This is a genomic window from Pseudomonas sp. MCal1 (assembly GCF_026341415.1).
In the GTDB taxonomy this organism is placed as follows: domain Bacteria; phylum Pseudomonadota; class Gammaproteobacteria; order Pseudomonadales; family Pseudomonadaceae; genus Aquipseudomonas.
Genome location: NZ_JAKUMP010000007.1, coordinates 118,748 through 136,742 on the forward strand (window position 1 = coordinate 118,748; position 17,995 = coordinate 136,742).

At 60.3% G+C, this 17,995-nt stretch carries 15 protein-coding genes; 13 read left to right on the forward strand and 2 right to left on the reverse strand.

What is annotated here, in order from left to right:
- Positions 1 to 504: a hypothetical protein gene (locus tag MKZ87_RS13355; protein ID WP_085702764.1), complete on the forward strand. Its 504-nt coding sequence runs from the start codon at positions 1 to 3 to the stop codon at positions 502 to 504.
- Between the two features lie 35 nt (positions 505 to 539).
- On the opposite strand, the gene MKZ87_RS13360 is transcribed toward MKZ87_RS13355, so the two are convergent.
- On the reverse strand, positions 540 to 1,484 hold the full coding sequence (locus MKZ87_RS13360; protein ID WP_085702763.1) for a LysR family transcriptional regulator: 945 nt from the start codon (positions 1,482 to 1,484) through the stop codon (positions 540 to 542).
- Between the two features lie 165 nt (positions 1,485 to 1,649).
- Between MKZ87_RS13360 and MKZ87_RS13365 the strand changes: the two genes are divergently transcribed.
- From MKZ87_RS13365 to MKZ87_RS13405, 9 genes are all read left to right on the forward strand, one after another.
- A complete protein-coding gene (locus MKZ87_RS13365; RefSeq protein WP_234206239.1) occupies positions 1,650 to 4,010 on the forward strand; it encodes a TonB-dependent receptor in 2,361 nt (786 codons plus the stop codon).
- Positions 4,011 to 4,034: 24 nt separating this feature from the next.
- Complete coding sequence (locus MKZ87_RS13370; RefSeq protein WP_234206241.1) at positions 4,035 to 5,378, forward strand: aryl-sulfate sulfotransferase; 1,344 nt, start codon at positions 4,035 to 4,037, stop codon at positions 5,376 to 5,378.
- Positions 5,379 to 5,559: 181 nt separating this feature from the next.
- Entirely contained in the window at positions 5,560 to 5,886 is a 327-nt protein-coding gene (locus MKZ87_RS13375) for a hypothetical protein (RefSeq protein ID WP_007952780.1), read from the forward strand.
- A gap of 379 nt (positions 5,887 to 6,265) precedes the next feature.
- Positions 6,266 to 7,078, forward strand: coding sequence for an energy transducer TonB (locus MKZ87_RS13380; protein WP_266201076.1), 813 nt, complete (start codon positions 6,266 to 6,268; stop codon positions 7,076 to 7,078).
- Between the two features lie 86 nt (positions 7,079 to 7,164).
- On the forward strand, positions 7,165 to 7,890 hold the full coding sequence (locus tag MKZ87_RS13385) for a MotA/TolQ/ExbB proton channel family protein (protein WP_227234097.1): 726 nt from the start codon (positions 7,165 to 7,167) through the stop codon (positions 7,888 to 7,890).
- A 1-nt stretch (position 7,891) separates the two neighbouring features.
- On the forward strand, positions 7,892 to 8,293 hold the full coding sequence (locus MKZ87_RS13390; protein ID WP_227234098.1) for an ExbD/TolR family protein: 402 nt from the start codon (positions 7,892 to 7,894) through the stop codon (positions 8,291 to 8,293).
- A 168-nt stretch (positions 8,294 to 8,461) separates the two neighbouring features.
- Complete coding sequence (locus MKZ87_RS13395) at positions 8,462 to 9,043, forward strand: alpha/beta hydrolase (RefSeq protein ID WP_085702757.1); 582 nt, start codon at positions 8,462 to 8,464, stop codon at positions 9,041 to 9,043.
- 54 nt (positions 9,044 to 9,097) lie between these two features.
- Positions 9,098 to 10,030, forward strand: coding sequence for a sigma 54-interacting transcriptional regulator (locus tag MKZ87_RS13400; protein ID WP_085702756.1), 933 nt, complete (start codon positions 9,098 to 9,100; stop codon positions 10,028 to 10,030).
- Between the two features lie 164 nt (positions 10,031 to 10,194).
- Entirely contained in the window at positions 10,195 to 10,992 is a 798-nt protein-coding gene (locus MKZ87_RS13405) for a MetQ/NlpA family ABC transporter substrate-binding protein (protein ID WP_266201077.1), read from the forward strand.
- 412 nt (positions 10,993 to 11,404) lie between these two features.
- On the opposite strand, the gene MKZ87_RS13410 is transcribed toward MKZ87_RS13405, so the two are convergent.
- Positions 11,405 to 12,565 carry an AAA family ATPase gene (locus MKZ87_RS13410; RefSeq protein ID WP_266201078.1) on the reverse strand — a complete coding sequence of 387 codons (1,161 nt, stop codon included), beginning with the start codon at positions 12,563 to 12,565 and terminating at the stop codon, positions 11,405 to 11,407.
- A 144-nt stretch (positions 12,566 to 12,709) separates the two neighbouring features.
- Between MKZ87_RS13410 and MKZ87_RS13415 the strand changes: the two genes are divergently transcribed.
- The 3 genes from MKZ87_RS13415 to MKZ87_RS13425 are packed head-to-tail and all read left to right on the forward strand — an operon-like array spanning position 12,710 to position 17,936.
- On the forward strand, positions 12,710 to 13,813 hold the full coding sequence (locus MKZ87_RS13415) for an efflux RND transporter periplasmic adaptor subunit (RefSeq protein ID WP_085702754.1): 1,104 nt from the start codon (positions 12,710 to 12,712) through the stop codon (positions 13,811 to 13,813).
- Positions 13,810 to 14,874 carry an efflux RND transporter periplasmic adaptor subunit gene (locus MKZ87_RS13420; RefSeq protein WP_266201080.1) on the forward strand — a complete coding sequence of 355 codons (1,065 nt, stop codon included), beginning with the start codon at positions 13,810 to 13,812 and terminating at the stop codon, positions 14,872 to 14,874. Before MKZ87_RS13415 ends, MKZ87_RS13420 begins: the two co-directional genes overlap by 4 nt.
- Positions 14,871 to 17,936: an efflux RND transporter permease subunit gene (locus tag MKZ87_RS13425; protein WP_085697984.1), complete on the forward strand. Its 3,066-nt coding sequence runs from the start codon at positions 14,871 to 14,873 to the stop codon at positions 17,934 to 17,936. Before MKZ87_RS13420 ends, MKZ87_RS13425 begins: the two co-directional genes overlap by 4 nt.
- Positions 17,937 to 17,995 lie beyond the last annotated feature (59 nt).

Genomic DNA, 17,995 nt, shown 5'->3' on the forward strand with positions numbered 1-17,995 from the left:
ATGCCGAGATTGGATGTAGACGGGCTTTTTTTTAGTTTTCCCGAGGAGTGGCGGGCTAGCAAATTTGATGAGTGGGGATACTATCGAAATCATTTCTTGAAGCAGCGCGACAAGATTAAAGCGATAGATATTCTGGTTCTCTCTCCAGAAAACACTGCATTTTTGGTAGAGGTAAAAGATTATCGTCATCCGCAAGCGGTTAAACCTTCGGATCTCCCAGAGGCCATCGCCAATAAAGTCTTCTGTACTCTAGCTGCGCTTTTACCAGCTCGACTGCATGCCAGTACCGAGGACGATGAGAGAGAACTGAGTCGGGATGTCTTGAATTGTCAAAGGCTTCAGATAGTCGTGCACATCGAACAGCCTCAAGCTCATTTACCGAAGGTAGATTTGGCTGATGTGAAGCAAAAGCTGAAAAAGCTCCTGCGTGCTATTGATGCTCACCCCAAGATTGTCAGCATGACCAAACCTCAAGGTATGGTTTGGAGTGTGTCTGCCCGTTAGTCTGCCTCTGGGTTCATTGGTGTGAAAGTTGAAATTCAAACGGCCAGATTTGCCAGCGAGCAGACCTCCTCTTCCACCGCATCGATTGCCTTGATCTGCTCGATCATCGCCTCGGCCAACGGCGACAGGCGATACCCGGCGCGGCTGACAATTCCGTAACGGGTGTAAAGCTCATCCAGATCATCCGCCAACCCCTTGACCTTCAAACACACCAACTCGCCACGAGCCTGATGCAGCGCATCCGAATAGGCACCGACGATGCCGATTGCATCGGAGCGCAGCACCACGCCGAGCAGGCTGGCGCTGTTTTCACACTCCACGTTCGGGACAAAATCCGGGCGGCCACTGAGGTCGACAATGACCTTGCGCAGGTTCGGCGGACGAATGCTCACGGCCAGTGGATAACTCATCAATTGCTCTGCCGTGACTTGCTCGAAAGCGCCCAGCGGATGCCCGGCGCGGCAGCAGAAATGCCATTTGCGTGGCCGCAAGCGGTGGGTCAGATAATCCGGGTCCGCCTCGAAGTGCCGAGTGTCGGCGACGAAGAATTCGAACTCCTCGCTCAGCAGTCTTTTGCTCAGGCTCTGCCAGTCATCGACCTGGTAGTGCACCCGCGCTTTCGGGTAGCGGCCGATGAAGCTGCCGATCGCTCGCGGGATCAATCCTGCCGCCGGCGCCGGGCCGCAACCGAAGCGTAATTCCCCCGCCTCCAGCCCGTTGAACTGGCTGATCTCGTTGGCCATCTGCTGCGCACCGCTGACCAGTCGCCGCGCGTGTTCAAGCAGCACCTGGCCCTGTTTGGTCGGCGGCAATTCCTTGCGCCCGCGATCCACCAATTGGCAACCGACGCTGTGCTCCAGCGCCTGAATGCTGCGACTGAACGCCGACTGCGACAGGTTCACCGCCTGCGCGCCGGCGACAAAGCTGCGTTGTTCGGCAAGGGCGATGAAGTGTCTGAGTTGGCGCAAGTCGATATGCATTTTTCACATAAAAAATATCCGGGAAATGCATTGGATATGCATTAGGTCGACTCCTTATAAAGGCAATCTCTTATGCAGTAAATCTTTGTAAAAACATAAATAAATAACTTAGAAGAATATGCAGTGCGGTTGATGTCTGCGTGTTTTTTGACCAGGAGCAGCCCCATGAGTCCGTTGAATATCGCTTCACCGCCGCCGCCACGACGGCTCAAACATCTGCCTCTGGCCCTGTTGCTGGCGGGGAGTGCCATTTGGAGCCACGGCTACGCCGCTGAAGCGCAAACCCCTGCGCCGGCACCGGCAGACAAGACCACGAGCGCCACTTCGCAACTGGAAACCGTGACCGTCACCACCCGCCGTCGCGAAGAAAGTTCTCAGGATGTGCCGACGCCAATGAGCGTGGTCAGCGGCCAGACGCTAGAGACGCAAAGGGTCTACCGGATTCAGGATCTGCAGCAGCTGGTACCCAGCGTCAACGTCGCCTACATGCATGCACGCCAGTCCAGCGTGTCGATCCGGGGCCTGGGCAACAACCCGGCCAGCGATGGTCTGGAAGGCAGCGTCGGGCTGTACATCGACAACGTTTATCTGGGTCGCCCGGGGATGGCGGTGTTCGACCTGATGGACATCGAACAACTCGAAGTCCTGCGCGGGCCGCAAGGGACGTTGTTCGGCAAGAACACTACCGCCGGGGTGATCAACATCAGCACTCGTGCGCCGAGTTTCACCCCGGAGCGCAGCATCGAAACCTCGTTCGGCGAGGACGGTTACTTCCAGACCAAGGGCACGCTGTCCGGGCCGCTCAACGATCAGTTGGCCGGACGCATATCTGCCTATCGCACTCGCAGCGACGGCGACATCAAGAACGAATTCAACGGCCATGATCTGAACGGTGGTTCCCGCGACGGTTTCCGGGCGCAGTTGCTGTTCAAGCCCAACGAAGACTTCAATCTGCGCTGGATCGGTGACTACAACGAAGAGGATTCCAGCGCCGGCACCCGCGTGCTGTTCAACACCGGGCCGACCATCAATGGCGTCAATCTCTACTCGACCCGAGCCGCCGCTGCTGGCGCGACACTGGTCAACGGCTCGCACCGCAAAGTCAATCTGGACAACGACCAACACGTCACCGTGCATCAGGGCGGCACGTCGGTGGAGGCCAACTGGACGCTGCCGAGCGACTTCACCCTGACCTCGGTCAGCTCCTACCGCTTCTGGAATTTCACCCCGCGCAACGATGATGGCCTCAACGTGGCGGCGACTTACAACGCCGGGGTGTCGGTGGAGGACAAACAGTATTCCCAGGAATTTCGCCTGGCATCGCCCAAGGGCGAGTTCTTCGATTACGTCCTCGGTGCCTACTATTTCGGCTCGGACCTGGACAACAAATCCTTCGCCTATTACGGCCCACAGGCGGACATCTGGAACGGCACGCCACGGGGCGCGCTGGCCAACGTCAACAGCGTCGGTCGCGGCCATATCAAGACCGACAGCTTCGCGCTGTTCGCCCAAGGCACCTGGCACCTGACCCCGCGCCTGGATTTCACCGCCGGGGTGCGTGGCACTTATGAAGAGAAGAACGCCTGGGTCAATCGTGATGCGCCGGTGGGTGGCGCCGCTGTCACGGGTGCCGCCGCCACCGCGCGACGCGGCCGCACCGGCGCCTACGATTCCGGCGACCTGAATCAGTACAGCTCCAGCCCGTCCGGATTGCTCAACCTCAGCTATCGCTTCACCGATGAACTGCTCGGCTACGCCACGCTGTCCCACGGCGAGAAATCCGGTGGGGTCAACCTCGTGGTCGGCTCGGCTCCTACCGCTGGCGCCGACTCGCTGCTGATCGGCACCGAGCGCGCCAACAACGCCGAACTCGGCTTCAAGAGCACGCTGTGGGACCGGCGTTTGCAGCTCAACGCCAACGTGTTCTGGACCCAGGTCAACGCTTACCAGACCAACGCCTATGACGACGTCAACCGGGTGCAATACCTGACCAACGCCGGCTCAGTGCGCTCGCGCGGGCTGGAGTTCGACAGCACCGTGATCCCCGTGCGCGGCCTGACGCTGAACTTCAACGGCTCGTACAACGACGTCAGTTATCTCTCGTACAAGGACGCGCCGTGCCCGCCGGAAGTCAGCCTGGCGCCAGGCGCTCCGGCCTCTTGCGACCTCAGCGGTCATCAGGTGGTCGGCGCTTCGAAATGGATCGGCAACGCCAACGGCAAGTACGAATGGAATCTGGATAACGGCCTGCAACCTTACGTCACCGGCAGCTACGCATTCCGCTCCAAAGCGGTGGGCACGGTCGAGGATTCCGACTACGGCCAGATCCCGAGCTACGCGGTGGTCAACCTCTCCACCGGCTTGCGCGGCGACTTCAATCAGGGCCAGTGGGATGTCTCGCTGTGGCTGAAAAACGCCTTCGACAAAACCTACTACACGACCCTGTGGACTGGCGGCAACGGCGGCTATGAAGGCCTGCTCGGTACGCCGCGCACCCTCGGCGTCACCGGTCGCTACGACTTCTGATCGATCCTTCAAGGAGCCGCAATCATGTTGCCCATCACAACCGCTTTACCGGTGTTGTTGTCCGGCGCAGTGCTCAGTGCCGGGGCGCTCGCCGCGCCCAGCGTCTACCCCACCGGCGTTACCCGTTACGACCCGGCCAAGGCCTTCAATCAATATGTGATCTTCAGCGGTGCCGACAAGCAGACGCACCTGATCGACATGAACGGCAATGAGGTGAAGAGCTGGCCGCAATCAGGTTTTCCCTCGGCAATCATCGACCCGAAACTGGTCGGTGGAGAGCGCGGCCATGTGTTGCTGCAGCTGAGCGAAAAGGATCCCGGCAAGTTGGGCTCTGCCGGCAACGGCCTCGGCAATCAGAGCATCGGCGAGCTGGACTGGAACGGCAAAGTCGTCTGGCAGTGGGGCGACCAGGCACCCGGTGGTGCTGCGCAACAGCATCACGATCAGCGTCGCCTGAGCAACGGCAACACCGTGGTGCTGGCGAACAAGGTGCACAAGGTCAAAGGCTTCAAGGTGCCCGAGGTGATCGACGATGCGATCTACGAGGTCAGCCCCGCGGGCGAGGTGAAATGGCAGTGGCTGGCGTCGGATCACTTGAACGAGTTCGGCTTCACCGCCGAACAATTGAAGCTGGTACGTGCCAGCGAAAATCCGGATTACCTGCACATCAACAACCTCAGCCTGGTCGGGCCGAACAAGTGGTTCGATGCCGGCGACAAGCGCTTCAACCCGGACAACCTGCTGCTCGATTCGCGCAACGCCAATTTCATCGCGATCATCGACAAACACAGCGGCAAAGTGGTGTGGCGCCTGGGGCCGAACCTGCCGTTGGCCAATCCGAAAACCGCGCAGCAGATTCCGCGTCCGGTAGACCAGTTTGTAGGTCAGCATGACGCGCACATCATCCCGGCGGGGTTGCCCGGCGCGGGCAATCTGCTGGTGTTCGACAACCAGGGTTCGGCGGGTTACCCGAACGTCACGCTGGGGCTGATTTCCGGTTCGCGGGTGCTGGAAATCGACCCGGTGAAAAACGAAATCGTCTGGCAGTACAGCGCCGCCAATTCGAAGCAGCCGGGGTGGGCGTTCTACAGCTCGTTCATCAGCAGCGCGCGGCGCTTGCCCAACGGCAACACGTTGATTGATGAGGGCATGAACGGGCGATTTTTCCAGGTCACGGCCAATGGCGAAAACGTCTGGGAATACGTCAGCCCTTATTTGGGCAAGGCACCGGGCAGTGACGCGATCAGCAATTGGGTCTATCGGGCCCTTCCTGTGAGTTATGACTGGGTTCCTGCGGGAACGCCGCGTTCGGAGACGGCAGTGATTGCGCTGGCCATTGGTGTGCAACAAACCAATGCCAGTCGTTAGTTATCACGACTGTTCACAATCGAAATAAGTTATGAATGACTTGAATAGTGCATATAGCAATTTCGTTGAAAAGTCGCGTGGACAATAAATGAATGTCCAACCATCCTGAGTGTCGTGAGTTTCCAGGAGGAAACTTGCTCTCATCGGAAGACACTTATCCAACGATAAAGGAAATCTCGTTATGTCGAGCATTAATGGCAACTATGTAAACGCTAACGCTGGCGCCAAACTGACGATCACCGATGGCAACGACTCCAACGGCACCTTCAGCGGCAAGTTCAGCCAGAACGGCGTGAACTACGACATCGCGTACGGTCACTACCACTTCCAGAACAGCACCGGGCAGCCTACGATCATTACTTTCGCGGCTCTGAATGACGGCACTGGCTATCAGTCCTGGACCCTGTTCTCGCCGGATCACAACTACTCGAAAGTGCGTGCGGTGGGCTCTCGCACCAACTTTGACGGTGATGTAGTCGGTCTGGCCGGGGAGTTTGTCAAGCAGTAATAAATTCTGTAAAGCGAAGGCCGATGCATTAATCATGCATCGGCCTTTTTGTTTGCCGTATAAAAAATTGGTCAACTATCACCTTGGTATTAGTTGTCACTGAATCCCGGGTCATCGATAACCTGATGCCTTGGATGAATACTTTTTATGCCGGGAAAGCATGCCGATTTTGGCGAATCGCTGGAAGCCTTGCTGGTCGGGGCTTTGGCGGAAATGACTGTTTCTTATATTCCATATGCGTCTATCCATAAGATGAAAGATTACTTTCGGAGATAAGCGGCTGGCCCAATGATTGATCCATCGATCACGCCGTGGGGGATTCAACAAGCGGCGGATTGGTTAAGCGAAAAAACGCAAAGAGACCGCAGGGAGTCATTCAATGGGCAATGTCCAGACCGCCGCCAGTGCACAGGAGGTGCTGTGGCGCCAGGCGCCGAGCGGCGAGTTGGTCGATCTCGGCCGGCCTCATCGTGTGCCGTTGGGGCAGCTGCGTCTGCAGCGCGCGCCCAAGGGCATCCTGAGCCGCCGCGAAACGATTCTGCTCGGCGTTCTGGCGCTGGTAGTGCACGGCGCGGTGATCTACTGGATCAACCAGCATCCGACGCCGGCGCTGCCGATCGTGCCGCCGGAAATTCCACCGATGACCATCGAGTTTTCGCGTCCGGCACCCCCGGCGCCGCCTGTGGTTGTGCCGCCGCCACCGGTACCTGTGGTCGAGCCTCCGCCGCCGGTGGAAGACGAACTGGCGACCAAGCCACCACCGAAACCGAAGCCGATTCTCAAACCGAAACCGGTCGCCAAACCCGTGCCGAAACCAGCGCCAAAAGCGGTCGAGCAACCACCGGCTCTGCCACAACCGGCAGCCCCTGTCGCTGCGCCAGCGCCACCTGCACCACCGGCGCCTGCTCCGGTGACGCCGGCCTCGGCCAACGCCGCGTACCTGAAGAACCCGGCGCCGGAATATCCGTCGCTGGCCCAGCGTCGCGGTTGGGAAGGCACGGTGTTGCTGCGGGTTCATGTGCTGGCCAGCGGCAAACCGGGAGAAATCCAGATTCAGAAAAGCAGTGGCCGGCAACAGCTCGACGACGCGGCGCTGGACGCCGTGAAGCGCTGGAGCTTCGTGCCGGCCAAGCAGGGTGATGTCGCCCAGGACGGCTGGGTCAGCGTACCCATCGATTTCAAGATTCATTAATTGGTAATCAGCCGGCTTTATTCTCGCGGTGTGTCTGTAACCGTCATCGCGAGCAAGCTCGGCTCCCACACACGAGGGAACTCATCATGACGTTACTGGCATCTCCACTGGAATCCATCGAAAGCGCGGTGATCTGGCTGCTGGTGGTCTTCTCTGTCGCAACCTGGGGCCTGGCATTGCTCAAGGCTTTGCAGTTCGGCCGGTTGAAGGCGCAGGACCGCAAATTTCACAAGCGCTTCTGGGCGGCGTCGAGTCTGGACTCCGCCGCCGAGTTGAGCGAAACCCAGCCCGGCGCTGCAGCGCGGGTGGCACAAGCCGGTTATGCGGCGATTCAGGTGGGCGAGGCCCCGCAGGCCAATGACCTGAGCCAGGCGATCAACCATCAGGATCGTCTCGAACGTGCCTTGCGCCAGCAGATTGTCCGCGAGCGCCGTTCGCTGGAAACCGGTCTGGCGGTGGTCGCGAGTATTGGCAGCACCTCGCCGTTCATTGGTCTGTTCGGCACGGTGTGGGGAATCATGGAAGCGTTGAAAGGTATCAGCGCGGCGGGCTCGGCTAGCCTGGAAACGGTCGCCGGTCCCATCGGTGCAGCGCTGGTCGCCACCGGTGTGGGGATCGCGGTCGCGGTGCCGGCGGTGCTGGTTTACAACTACTTTTTGCGTCGTCTGAAACTGACGGCGGCGGACCTGGACGACTTTGCCCACGACTTCTACAGCCTGGCGCAAAAGAGCTCGTTCCGTGTGCTGATCCACCCGACCGCGCACAAGGCTGCGGTCCAGGGCAACGCGACAAAAGTGAAGGAGGCGTCCTGATATGGCCTTCTCCACGCAAGACAGCGACGAGGTGCTGAGCGAGATCAACGTGACGCCGCTGGTGGACGTGATGCTGGTGCTGCTGGTGGTGTTCATCGTCACCGCGCCGCTGCTGACCAACGCGATACCGATCAACCTGCCGAAAACCGAAGCGGTGGCACCGGTCGAGCAGAAAGACCCGTTGGTGGTGAGCATCGACGGTACGGGAAAACTGTTTATCAACAAGGACGAAATCCAGACGGATTTGCTGGAGTTCAACCTCAAATCGGCCAAGGCCAAGGACCCGGAAGTGCGCGTGCAATTGCAGGCCGACAACGGGGTGAATTACGGCGAAGTGGCGCGAGCCATGGCTTCGATTGAGCGGGCGGGCATCACCAGGCTGTCGGTGATCACTGCACGATAAGGGTTTGACGTTTTTCCGGGGCCGTCTCCTTGGCAGGGTGCGGCCCCTTTTTTGTTCGTTGCTTGATATTCGTTTAGGGTCTTAATAAATAGCTTCTTATTCCTTAACGAATATAAATCCCGTCCCTATACTCGTTCAGGAACAGACACGACGCAGGAGAGCTCCCCCATGCGCAACGAATCAATCCGCTATCTAATTGTGCCGGGCTGGCAAGGATCGCCAGAAGATCATTGGCAAACCCACTGGCAAAACAGCCTGCCGAACAGCGCGCGGGTGGAGCAGGCCGACTGGCTGACGCCGCGTCGTGAAGACTGGGTCGCGGCGCTGGCCGAGGCGATTGCCGCCGACAGCTCGCCGGTGATTCTCATCGCGCACAGCCTGGGCTGCATCACCGTGGCGCACTGGGCGGCCACCGCGCCGCTGCATCACCTGCGTCAGGTGCGCGGCGCGCTGCTGGTCGCTCCGGCGGATGTCGAACGCCCGGCTTGCGCGCCGGCACTGCGCAATTTCGCACCGATTCCGACCGATCTGTTGCCGTTCCCGAGCCAGGTCGTCAGCTCCGACAACGACGCCGCCGTCAGCGCGCCGCGTGCGCTGGAACTGGCGCGCAACTGGGGCGCCGAGGCGGGGATTCTCGCAGGCGCCGGCCATATCAACGTGAAGTCCGGGCATCAACGCTGGGAGCAGGGATTCGCTTATCTGTATCGCCTGCAAAACCGCATGGAACACCACGCCCGGCGCCGTGCCTGACCCATTTTTTTTTCAACGCCCCCGTCTCCCGGCGATTTGGGGCGGGAGTCTGCCATGAGTTTTGAAACCTTCGGTCAGCCGTTGCTGACCTTTCCCGATGCGGAAAAAAGTCCCCTGAGCATTCGCGCCAAGGCGCTGGTGTTCGTCGATCCGCGCTCACGCCAGTTGCGCGAGGAAATGGCCCAACTCGCACCGCGCTCGATCTCGGTGTTGATTCGCGGTGAGACCGGCACCGGCAAGGAATTGCTCGCCCGCCACATCCACCGTGCCAGTGATCGCAGCGGGCTGTTTGTCTCGGTCAATTGCGGTGCGATCAGCCCGACCTACGCCGATGCCGAATTGTTCGGCTACGCCGCCGGCAGTTACAGCGGTTCGGCCAGCAGCCGCGCTGGCTGGTTCGGCTCGGCCAACGGCGGCACCTTGTACCTGGACGAAATCGGCGACCTTCCACTGCCGATCCAGATCAAGTTGCTTGCCGCCCTGGAAAACCACGAAGTCACCCGCGTCGGTGCTCATCAACCAAGCCCTGTGGACGTACGCCTGGTGGCGGCGACCAGCATCGATCTGGCGCAAGCGGTGGCGGCGGGGAAATTCCACGAGCGGCTTTATCACTATCTCAGCGAAGGGCAACTGGAACTGCCGGCACTGCGCGCGCGGGTCGGCGACATTCTGTCGCTGGCCGAGTACTTCCTCGGCATCTACAGCCAGCGCCTCGATCTGCCGGTGCCGCTGATAAGCGAAGCGGCGCAGCAGGTGCTGGAACAACACAGTTGGCCGGGCAACACTCGGGAGCTGGAAAATGTCATTCATTTTGCGCTGCTGGTGAGCACCGGCGACGAAATCCTGCCGGAGCACCTGAACCTGCCCGAGGTGTCTGGGCCGCTGGTTCAGATCGAGCGTCAGGCGGCGAGCATCAGCCTCAATGGCACCGCCGACGAACGTAAGGCATTGAAAGAATTGCTGTTGAGTCTGAGCGAGGCGTTGTAACCATTTTGTTCAACATGAACAAAATGGAATATGAAGCTGAATAAACGTTATTGTCCGGGAATAAAAAATCCCGGTATTGTCCGCTTCACGCCAGCAGTAGCACATCGCTGGCACACGTATTAATGCCGTCGTCGATGACGACCGATTTTCGATAAGGACACTGCATGAAAAAGGTTCTGTTGTTTACCGCATTGGCGGCTGCTCTGACTGCTTCCCTGGCCCAGGCCGGCGAGAAACTGGTGGTGGCCGCGACGCCAGTGCCGCACGCCGAGATCCTCGAACTGATCAAACCGACCCTCGCCAAAGAAGGCGTGGATCTGGAAATCAAAGTCTTCACCGACTACGTTCAGCCGAACGTACAAGTGGGCGAGAAGCGTCTGGACGCCAACTACTTCCAGACTCTGCCGTACCTGAACAGCTTCAACCAGGGCAAATACAAGGACGACAAGGCCAAGTACCTGGTAACCGTGCAAGGCGTTCACGTTGAACCGTTCGGTGGTTACTCGAGCAAGTACAAGACCCTGGCCGAATTGCCTGACGGCGCCACCATCGCCATTCCGAACGAAGGCAGCAACAGCGGTCGCGCACTGATCCTGCTGCAGAAGGCCGGCCTGATCGAGCTGAAAGATCCGAAGAGCGCCCTGGCCACGCCAAAAGACATCGCCAAGAACCCGCACAACTTCAAGTTCAAGGAACTGGAGTCGGCCCTGCTGCCGCGTGTTCTGAAAGAAGTCGATCTGGACATGATCAACACCAACTATGCGCTGGAAGCCAAGCTGAACCCGACCAAGGACGCCCTGGTGATCGAAGGCGCGGATTCGCCTTACGTGAACTTCCTGGTCGCCCGTGAAGACAACAAGAACAGCGATGCCATCAAGAAACTGGCCGCTGCCCTGACCAGCCCTGAAGTCAAAGCGTTCATCGAGAAGAAGTACGACGGCGCGGTACTGCCGGCGTTCTGATCCGACGCAACAGCAACCCTCTTCAAGGCTGAAAAAAACGCCGATGACCAGCGATGGTCATCGGCGTTTTGTTTGGGGCGTGGGTCACTCAGGCAGCGCTGGTTTTCAGCGCCCTGCGCAAAGCCACCAGCCATTTCACGAAGTCCTGCGGGTCCGGTCGCTGCGGCACTTTTACGTCCATGTTCTCTTCCTTGTTATGGTTTGGCCGGGGGAGTCTGGCCAAAAGCTGTTCGTCCTTGGAGGGCCTTCATGAAAAAAAGATCCGTCCTACAGCGGAAGGAAAAATAGCTTTCTTATTCTGTCGGGGCAAATCCCGCGCAGCAGTTCCTGAAGAAGTTCTCCGACGTCGAAGCGCTGACTGGGAGATGGCCAGGCGGGCGGTTTTCCGATGATGGGCTCTTGGCTGGCAGGGCTAATCAGGCCAACTCCACGCCGGCTCATCCAGAACCCTCTGCCCGACGATCCCGGTCTGGCCGAGGGTTTTTTCCAGCACGATGCAATTGCATTCCGGGTCTTGCTGCAGCGCCGAAATCAACCGCCGGGCATGGGATACCACCCACACCTGACACTGCTCCGACACGCGGATAATCAAGCGCGCCAGCGCCGGCAGCAGGTCCGGATGCAGGCTGGTTTCCGGTTCGTTCAGCACCATCAGCGACGGCGGGCGAGGCGTCAGCAGCGCGGCGACCAGCAGCAGATAACGCAATGTGCCATCCGACAGTTCCGCCGCCGACAACGGTCGCAACAAACCCTCCTGAAAAAACTCGATGGCAAAGCGGCCGCCCGCCAGCGGTGCAATATTCAGCCGTGCGCCGGGAAACGCATCACTGATCGCGGACTGCAACGCGTCGGGATCGCCGATCTCGCGGATCGTCTGCAACGCGGCTGCCAGATCTCGCCCGTCGTGATGCAGCACCGGCGTGCGGGTGCCCAGTTGCGGCTGGCGCACCGGGGCGTCGGCGTCGCTGCGAAAGTGATCGTAGAAGCGCCAGCGGCGGATGAACTCGCGCATCTGGAACACTTCCGGCGAGCTGCGCAGGCTGCCGACCTGATCGAACAGGCTGTCGAAGTTCGGTGTGTGCTGGGCCAGCACGTCCCAGCTGCGGCCGTCACGGACACGGATCATCCGCCCGTCGCGATCCACCAGCAAACTCGCCGGACGATACAGCGGGCCGGCCCAGATGCATTCCTTTTTGATTTCCGGGTCGAGGGAGAAGAACGAAAGACTCGGCTCCGGCAATCCCAAGGCGATCGAATAGCTGAAGTCCTCGCCGGCAAAGCCCAGGCGCAGGCGTTTGACGCCCCGGCGCACGGTGGACTGGATCGGCACCTCGCCGTTGCGCATGCGCCGGGTGATGGTTTCCGGCCCGGCCCAGAAGGTCGAATCCAGCCCACCCTCGCGGGCCAGCGCATTGACCACGCCGCCCTGAGCAGTTTCCGCCAGCAGCCGCAGCGCCCGGTACAGGTTGGACTTGCCGCTGCCGTTGGGGCCGGTGATCAGGTTAAGACGGCCCAGCGGAATCACCAATTTATTGATCGAGCGGTAATTGGCTACCGCGAGGGTCTTGAGCATGAAAATCCTTCTTGGGTGCCCCGAAATCCGGGTCAGGATACTCGCTGCACAGAAATGCCTGTATCGCGCGGACGAAGGTTGAACCCTGTTCTAAGCTCACAGTCGTATCGTCACTTGCACGTTCGTACACAGGAAGGAGTCTGCATGGCGAGTCCCGGATTGAAAACAGCGGTCATGCTGAGTCTTTTCGCTTTGTTGAGCGCATGCGGCGAGAAAAAGGCGCCCGAAGAGTACCTGCCCCGGGTCTTCGTCCAGGAAGTGAGCCCCGTCAATTACGCCGCCGCCGTGACCCTCACCGGCGATGTTCAGGCGCGGGTGCAGACCGAACTGTCGTTCCGCGTCGGCGGCAAGATCATTCAGCGCATGGTCGATGTCGGTGACCGCGTCTCCGCCAGACAAGTGCTGGCCAAACTCGATCCGAAGGATTTGCAGACCAACGTCGATTCCGCCCAGGCCCAGGTGCTGGCCGAGCAGGCGCGGGTCAAACAGAGCGCCGCCGCGTTCGTCCGCCAACAGAAACTCTTGCCCAAGGGCTACACCAGCCAGAGCGAATACGATTCCGCGCAGGCCGCATTGCGCAGCAGCCAGAGTGCCCTGAGCGCGGCCCAGGCGCAGTTGGCCAACGCCAGGGATCAATTGAGCTACACCTCGCTGATCGCTGATGCGCCAGGTGTCATCACCGAGCGTCAGGCCGAAGTCGGCCAAGTGGTTCAGGCCACAGCGCCGATTTTCAGCCTGGCCCGGGACGGCGACCGCGACGCCGTGTTCAACGTGTACGAGTCCCTGCTGGCCGAGCGGCCGGCGGAACGTTCGATCGTCGTGAGCCTGCTCGACAACCCCGCCATCAAGACCACCGGTACCGTGCGCGAAATCACCCCGGCGGTGTCCGCGCAGTCTGGCACGGTGCAGGTCAAGGTCAGCCTCGACAGCCTGCCGCAGGGGATGCAACTGGGCTCGGTGGTGAGCGCTACGGCCAAGGGCACTGGCAAGTCGGCCGTTGAATTACCGTGGTCGGCGCTGACCAAGAACGTCAGCGATCCAGCGGTGTGGATGGTCGACGATAACGGTGAAGCGCAGCTGCACAACGTCACCGTCGGCCGCTACCTGATCGGCAAGGTCATCATCAGCGAAGGTCTCAAGGGCGGGGAAAAAGTCATTGTCGCGGGTGGGCAATTGCTGCATCCGGGCATGAAGGTCGAAATTGCCGAAAACACCTACAAGGGCCTGCAACCGGGAGCGCAGCCATGAAGCGTCTGGGGCTGATTTCCATTGGCGTGTTGCTGGCCGCCTGTTCGAAAAGCGAGCCACCGCCGGAGCCGGTACGGCCGGTGTTGTCGGTCAAGGTCGAGGCGATGAACGAGGAAAACCTCGGGCGTTTCGCCGGCAGCATTCAGGCGCGCTATGAAAGCAACACCGGTTTTCGCGTCGGCGGGCGCATTGCCAGCCGCAACGTCGATGTCGGCACCGAGGTGCAAAAGGGCACGCTGCTCGCCACCCTCGATCCGTCCGATCAGCAGAACCAGTTGCGTTCGGCCCAGGGCGACCTGGCCAGGGTTCAGGCACAGCTGATCAACGCTCAGGCCAACGCCCGCCGTCAGCAAGCGCTGTTCGACCGGGGCGTGGGCGCGCAGGCGCAGCTGGACATTGCCATGACTGACCTGAAAACCACCCAGGCTTCGCTGGATCAGGCGCGGGCGGCAGTCAAACAAAGCAAGGATCAACTCGACTACACCGAGTTGCGTTCGGATCACAAAGCCGTGGTGACCGCGTGGAATGCGGAGGCCGGGCAAGTGGTGACGGCGGGCCAACAGGTGGTGACCCTGGCGCAACCGGACATCAAGGAAGCCGTGATCGATCTGCCCGACACCCTGGTCGATGAGATCCCGCCCGACGTGGTGTTTCTGGTGGCCGGGCAACTCGACCCGAGTATCAACACCACGGCGACCCTGCGCGAGATCGAACCGCAGGCACAAAGTGCGACGCGCACCCGACGCGCACGGCTGACCCTGGCCAATACGCCCGACGGCTTCCGCCTCGGCACGGCGATCAGCGTCACCCTCAGCTCGGCGATCAAGCCGCGTATCGAATTACCAGCCACGGCGTTGCAGGAGGTCGACGGCAAACCGCGAATCTGGGTCATCGACACCCAGAGCAAAACCGTCAACCCGCGCGACGTCAGCGTGATCAGCCGCACCGACAGCAGCGTGGTGCTCGCGGGGGGCGTGAAGAACGGCGAGCGCGTGGTCAGCGCCGGCGTCAACAGCCTCAAACCCGGACAATCCGTGAAACTTGACGAGGACAGTCAATGAAAGGCTCTTTCAATCTCTCCGAATGGGCCCTCAAGCATCAGTCTTTCGTCTGGTATCTGATGTTCGTGGCATTGCTCATGGGGGTGTTTTCCTACTTCAATCTGGGGCGCGAGGAAGACCCTTCGTTCACCATCAAGACCATGGTGATCCAGACCAGATGGCCAGGTGCGACTCAAGAGGAAACCCTCAAGCAGGTCACCGACCGCATCGAGAAAAAACTCGAGGAACTCGATTCCCTCGACTACGTGAAAAGCTACACGCGCCCCGGCGAATCGACGGTCTACGTGTACCTGCGCGACACCACCAGTGCCAAGGACATACCGCAAATCTGGTACCAGGTGCGCAAGAAGATCGACGATATTCGCGGGCAGTTTCCTCAAGGCATTCAAGGGCCGGGATTCAACGACGAATTCGGTGACGTGTTCGGTTCGGTGTACGCCTTCACCGCCGACGGCCTGACCATGCGCCAGTTACGCGATTACGTGGAACAGGCGCGGGCCGAGATCCGCAGCGTGCCGGGGCTGGGCAAGATCGAGATGATCGGCCAGCAGGATGAAGTGATTTACCTGAACTTCTCGACCCGCAAACTGGCGGCGCTGGGCATCGATCAACGACAAGTCGTGCAGAGCCTGCAATCGCAGAACGCGGTGACTCCGGCCGGTGTGATCGAGGCGGGCCCCGAGCGGATTTCGGTGAGAACGTCCGGGCAGTTCGCTTCGGAGAAAGATCTGGCCGAGGTCAATCTCAAACTCAACGACCGCTTCTATCGCCTGGCCGATATCGCCGAAATCACCCGTGGTTACGTCGACCCGGCCACCCCCGAGTTCCGCTTCGACGGCAAGCCGGCGATCGGTCTGGCGATTGCCATGCAGAAGGGCGGCAACGTTCAGGAGTTCGGCAAGGCCCTGCACAAACGCATTGATGAAGTGACGGCGGATCTGCCGGTGGGCGTGGGTGTGCACACGGTGTCCGATCAGGCGGTGGTGGTAGAGGAAGCCGTCGGCGGCTTCACCAGCGCGCTGTTCGAAGCGGTGGTGATCGTGCTGGTGGTCAGCTTCATCAGCCTCGGGGTGCGCGCCGGGCTGGTGGTGGCGTGCTCGATTCCGCTGGTGCTGGCGATGGTGTTTGTGTTCATGGAGTACAGCGGCATCACCATGCAGCGGATTTCCCTCGGTGCTCTGATCATTGCCCTCGGCTTGTTGGTGGACGACGCGATGATCACCGTGGAAATGATGGTCACGCGCCTGGAAATGGGCGAGAGCAAGGAAGAGGCCGCGACATTCGCCTACACCTCGACCGCGTTCCCGATGCTCACCGGTACGCTGGTGACGGTCGCCGGTTTCGTCCCCATCGGTCTCAACGCCAGCTCGGCCGGCGAGTACACCTTCACGCTGTTCGCGGTGATTGCCGTGGCGATGATCGTGTCCTGGATCGTGGCGGTGTTCTTCGCCCCGGTGATCGGCGTGCACATTCTCAGCACCAACGTGAAACCCCATGAAGCCGAACCGGGACGCGTCGGCCGCGCATTCAATGGCGGTTTGCTGTGGTGCATGCGCAATCGATGGTGGGCCATCGGCATCACCGTGCTGTTGTTTGTGCTGGCGGTGTTCTGCATGCGGTTTGTGCAGAATCAGTTTTTTCCGTCCTCGGACCGGCCGGAAATCCTGGTCGACCTCAACCTGCCGCAAAACGCCTCGATCGACGAAACCCGCAAGGCCGTCGACAAACTCGAGGCCACGCTCAAGGGCGATGCGGACATCGTGCGCTGGAGCACCTACATCGGCCAGGGTGCGATTCGTTTCTACCTGCCGCTCGACCAGCAATTGCAGAACCCGTACTACGCGCAACTGGTGATCGTCAGCAAAGACTTCGAAGCCCGCGAGGCGCTGAGCAAGCGCCTGCGCGAACGTCTGCACAAGGATTTCGTCGGCATCGGCAGCTACGTGCAGGCGCTGGAAATGGGCCCGCCGGTGGGACGTCCGATCCAGTACCGGATCAGCGGCAAGGACATTGATCAGGTGCGCAAGCACGCCATCGACCTGGCGACTGAACTGGACAAGAACGAGCACATCGGCGAGATCATTTACGACTGGAACGAGCCTGGCAAAGTCCTGCGAATCGACATCGCCCAGGACAAGGCGCGCCAGCTCGGCCTGTCGTCCGAAGACGTGGCGAACCTGATGAACGGCATCGTCAGTGGCGCGCCGCTGACCCAGGTCGACGACGATATCTACCTGATCAACGTGGTCGGTCGGGCTGTGGATTCCGAGCGCGGTACGCCGGAAACCCTGCAGAACCTGCAAATCGTTACGCCCAACGGCACGTCGATTCCACTGCTGGCCTTCGCCACGGTTCGTTATGAGCTGGAGCAGCCGCTGGTGTGGCGTCGTGATCGCCTGCCGACCATCACCATCAAGGCGTCGGTGCGTGACGAGATTCAGCCGACCGATCTGGTGAAAATCCTCAAGCCGTCCATTGATGCCTTCGCCGAAAAACTGCCTGTGGGCTACAAGGTCGCCACTGGCGGTACGGTCGAGGAAAGTGGCAAGGCGCAAGGGCCGATCGCCAAGGTGTTGCCGTTGATGCTGTTCCTGATGGCGACTTTCCTGATGATCCAGCTGCACAGTGTGCAGAAGCTGTTCCTGGTGGCCAGCGTCGCGCCGCTGGGGTTGATCGGCGTGGTGCTGGCGCTGGTGCCGACCGGTACGCCGATGGGCTTCGTGGCCATCCTCGGGATTCTGGCGTTGATCGGCATCATCATCCGCAACTCGGTGATCCTCGTGACCCAGATCGACGAATTCGAGCGCAAAGGCTACTCGCCCTGGGATGCAGTGGTGGAAGCGACCGAGCACCGACGCCGGCCGATTCTGCTGACCGCTGCGGCGGCGAGCATGGGCATGATCCCGATCGCCCGGGAAGTGTTCTGGGGGCCGATGGCCTACGCGATGATCGGCGGGATTGTGGTGGCGACCCTGCTGACACTGCTGTTTCTGCCGGCGCTGTATGTGGCCTGGTACAAGATTCGCGAGCCGAAGAAGGACGCTTCGACATCGGCCCATTAAGCAGGCTTGTTACATATTTGCGAAGGGTCTGACTTACAGCGTCGGCGTATTCAGTTAAC

Coding starts and splice junctions, on each gene's coding strand:
- MKZ87_RS13400 (WP_085702756.1), top strand. CDS start 9,098: ATGAGTTTTGAAACCTTCGGTCAGCCGTTGCTGACCTTTCCCGATGCG.
- MKZ87_RS13425 (WP_085697984.1), top strand. CDS start 14,871: ATGAAAGGCTCTTTCAATCTCTCCGAATGGGCCCTCAAGCATCAGTCT.
- MKZ87_RS13410 (WP_266201078.1), bottom strand. CDS start 12,565: ATGCTCAAGACCCTCGCGGTAGCCAATTACCGCTCGATCAATAAATTG.
- MKZ87_RS13375 (WP_007952780.1), top strand. CDS start 5,560: ATGTCGAGCATTAATGGCAACTATGTAAACGCTAACGCTGGCGCCAAA.
- MKZ87_RS13365 (WP_234206239.1), top strand. CDS start 1,650: ATGAGTCCGTTGAATATCGCTTCACCGCCGCCGCCACGACGGCTCAAA.
- MKZ87_RS13355 (WP_085702764.1), top strand. CDS start 1: ATGCCGAGATTGGATGTAGACGGGCTTTTTTTTAGTTTTCCCGAGGAG.
- MKZ87_RS13360 (WP_085702763.1), bottom strand. CDS start 1,484: ATGCATATCGACTTGCGCCAACTCAGACACTTCATCGCCCTTGCCGAA.
- MKZ87_RS13380 (WP_266201076.1), top strand. CDS start 6,266: ATGGGCAATGTCCAGACCGCCGCCAGTGCACAGGAGGTGCTGTGGCGC.
- MKZ87_RS13420 (WP_266201080.1), top strand. CDS start 13,810: ATGAAGCGTCTGGGGCTGATTTCCATTGGCGTGTTGCTGGCCGCCTGT.
- MKZ87_RS13385 (WP_227234097.1), top strand. CDS start 7,165: ATGACGTTACTGGCATCTCCACTGGAATCCATCGAAAGCGCGGTGATC.
- MKZ87_RS13395 (WP_085702757.1), top strand. CDS start 8,462: ATGCGCAACGAATCAATCCGCTATCTAATTGTGCCGGGCTGGCAAGGA.
- MKZ87_RS13370 (WP_234206241.1), top strand. CDS start 4,035: ATGTTGCCCATCACAACCGCTTTACCGGTGTTGTTGTCCGGCGCAGTG.
- MKZ87_RS13405 (WP_266201077.1), top strand. CDS start 10,195: ATGAAAAAGGTTCTGTTGTTTACCGCATTGGCGGCTGCTCTGACTGCT.
- MKZ87_RS13390 (WP_227234098.1), top strand. CDS start 7,892: ATGGCCTTCTCCACGCAAGACAGCGACGAGGTGCTGAGCGAGATCAAC.
- MKZ87_RS13415 (WP_085702754.1), top strand. CDS start 12,710: ATGGCGAGTCCCGGATTGAAAACAGCGGTCATGCTGAGTCTTTTCGCT.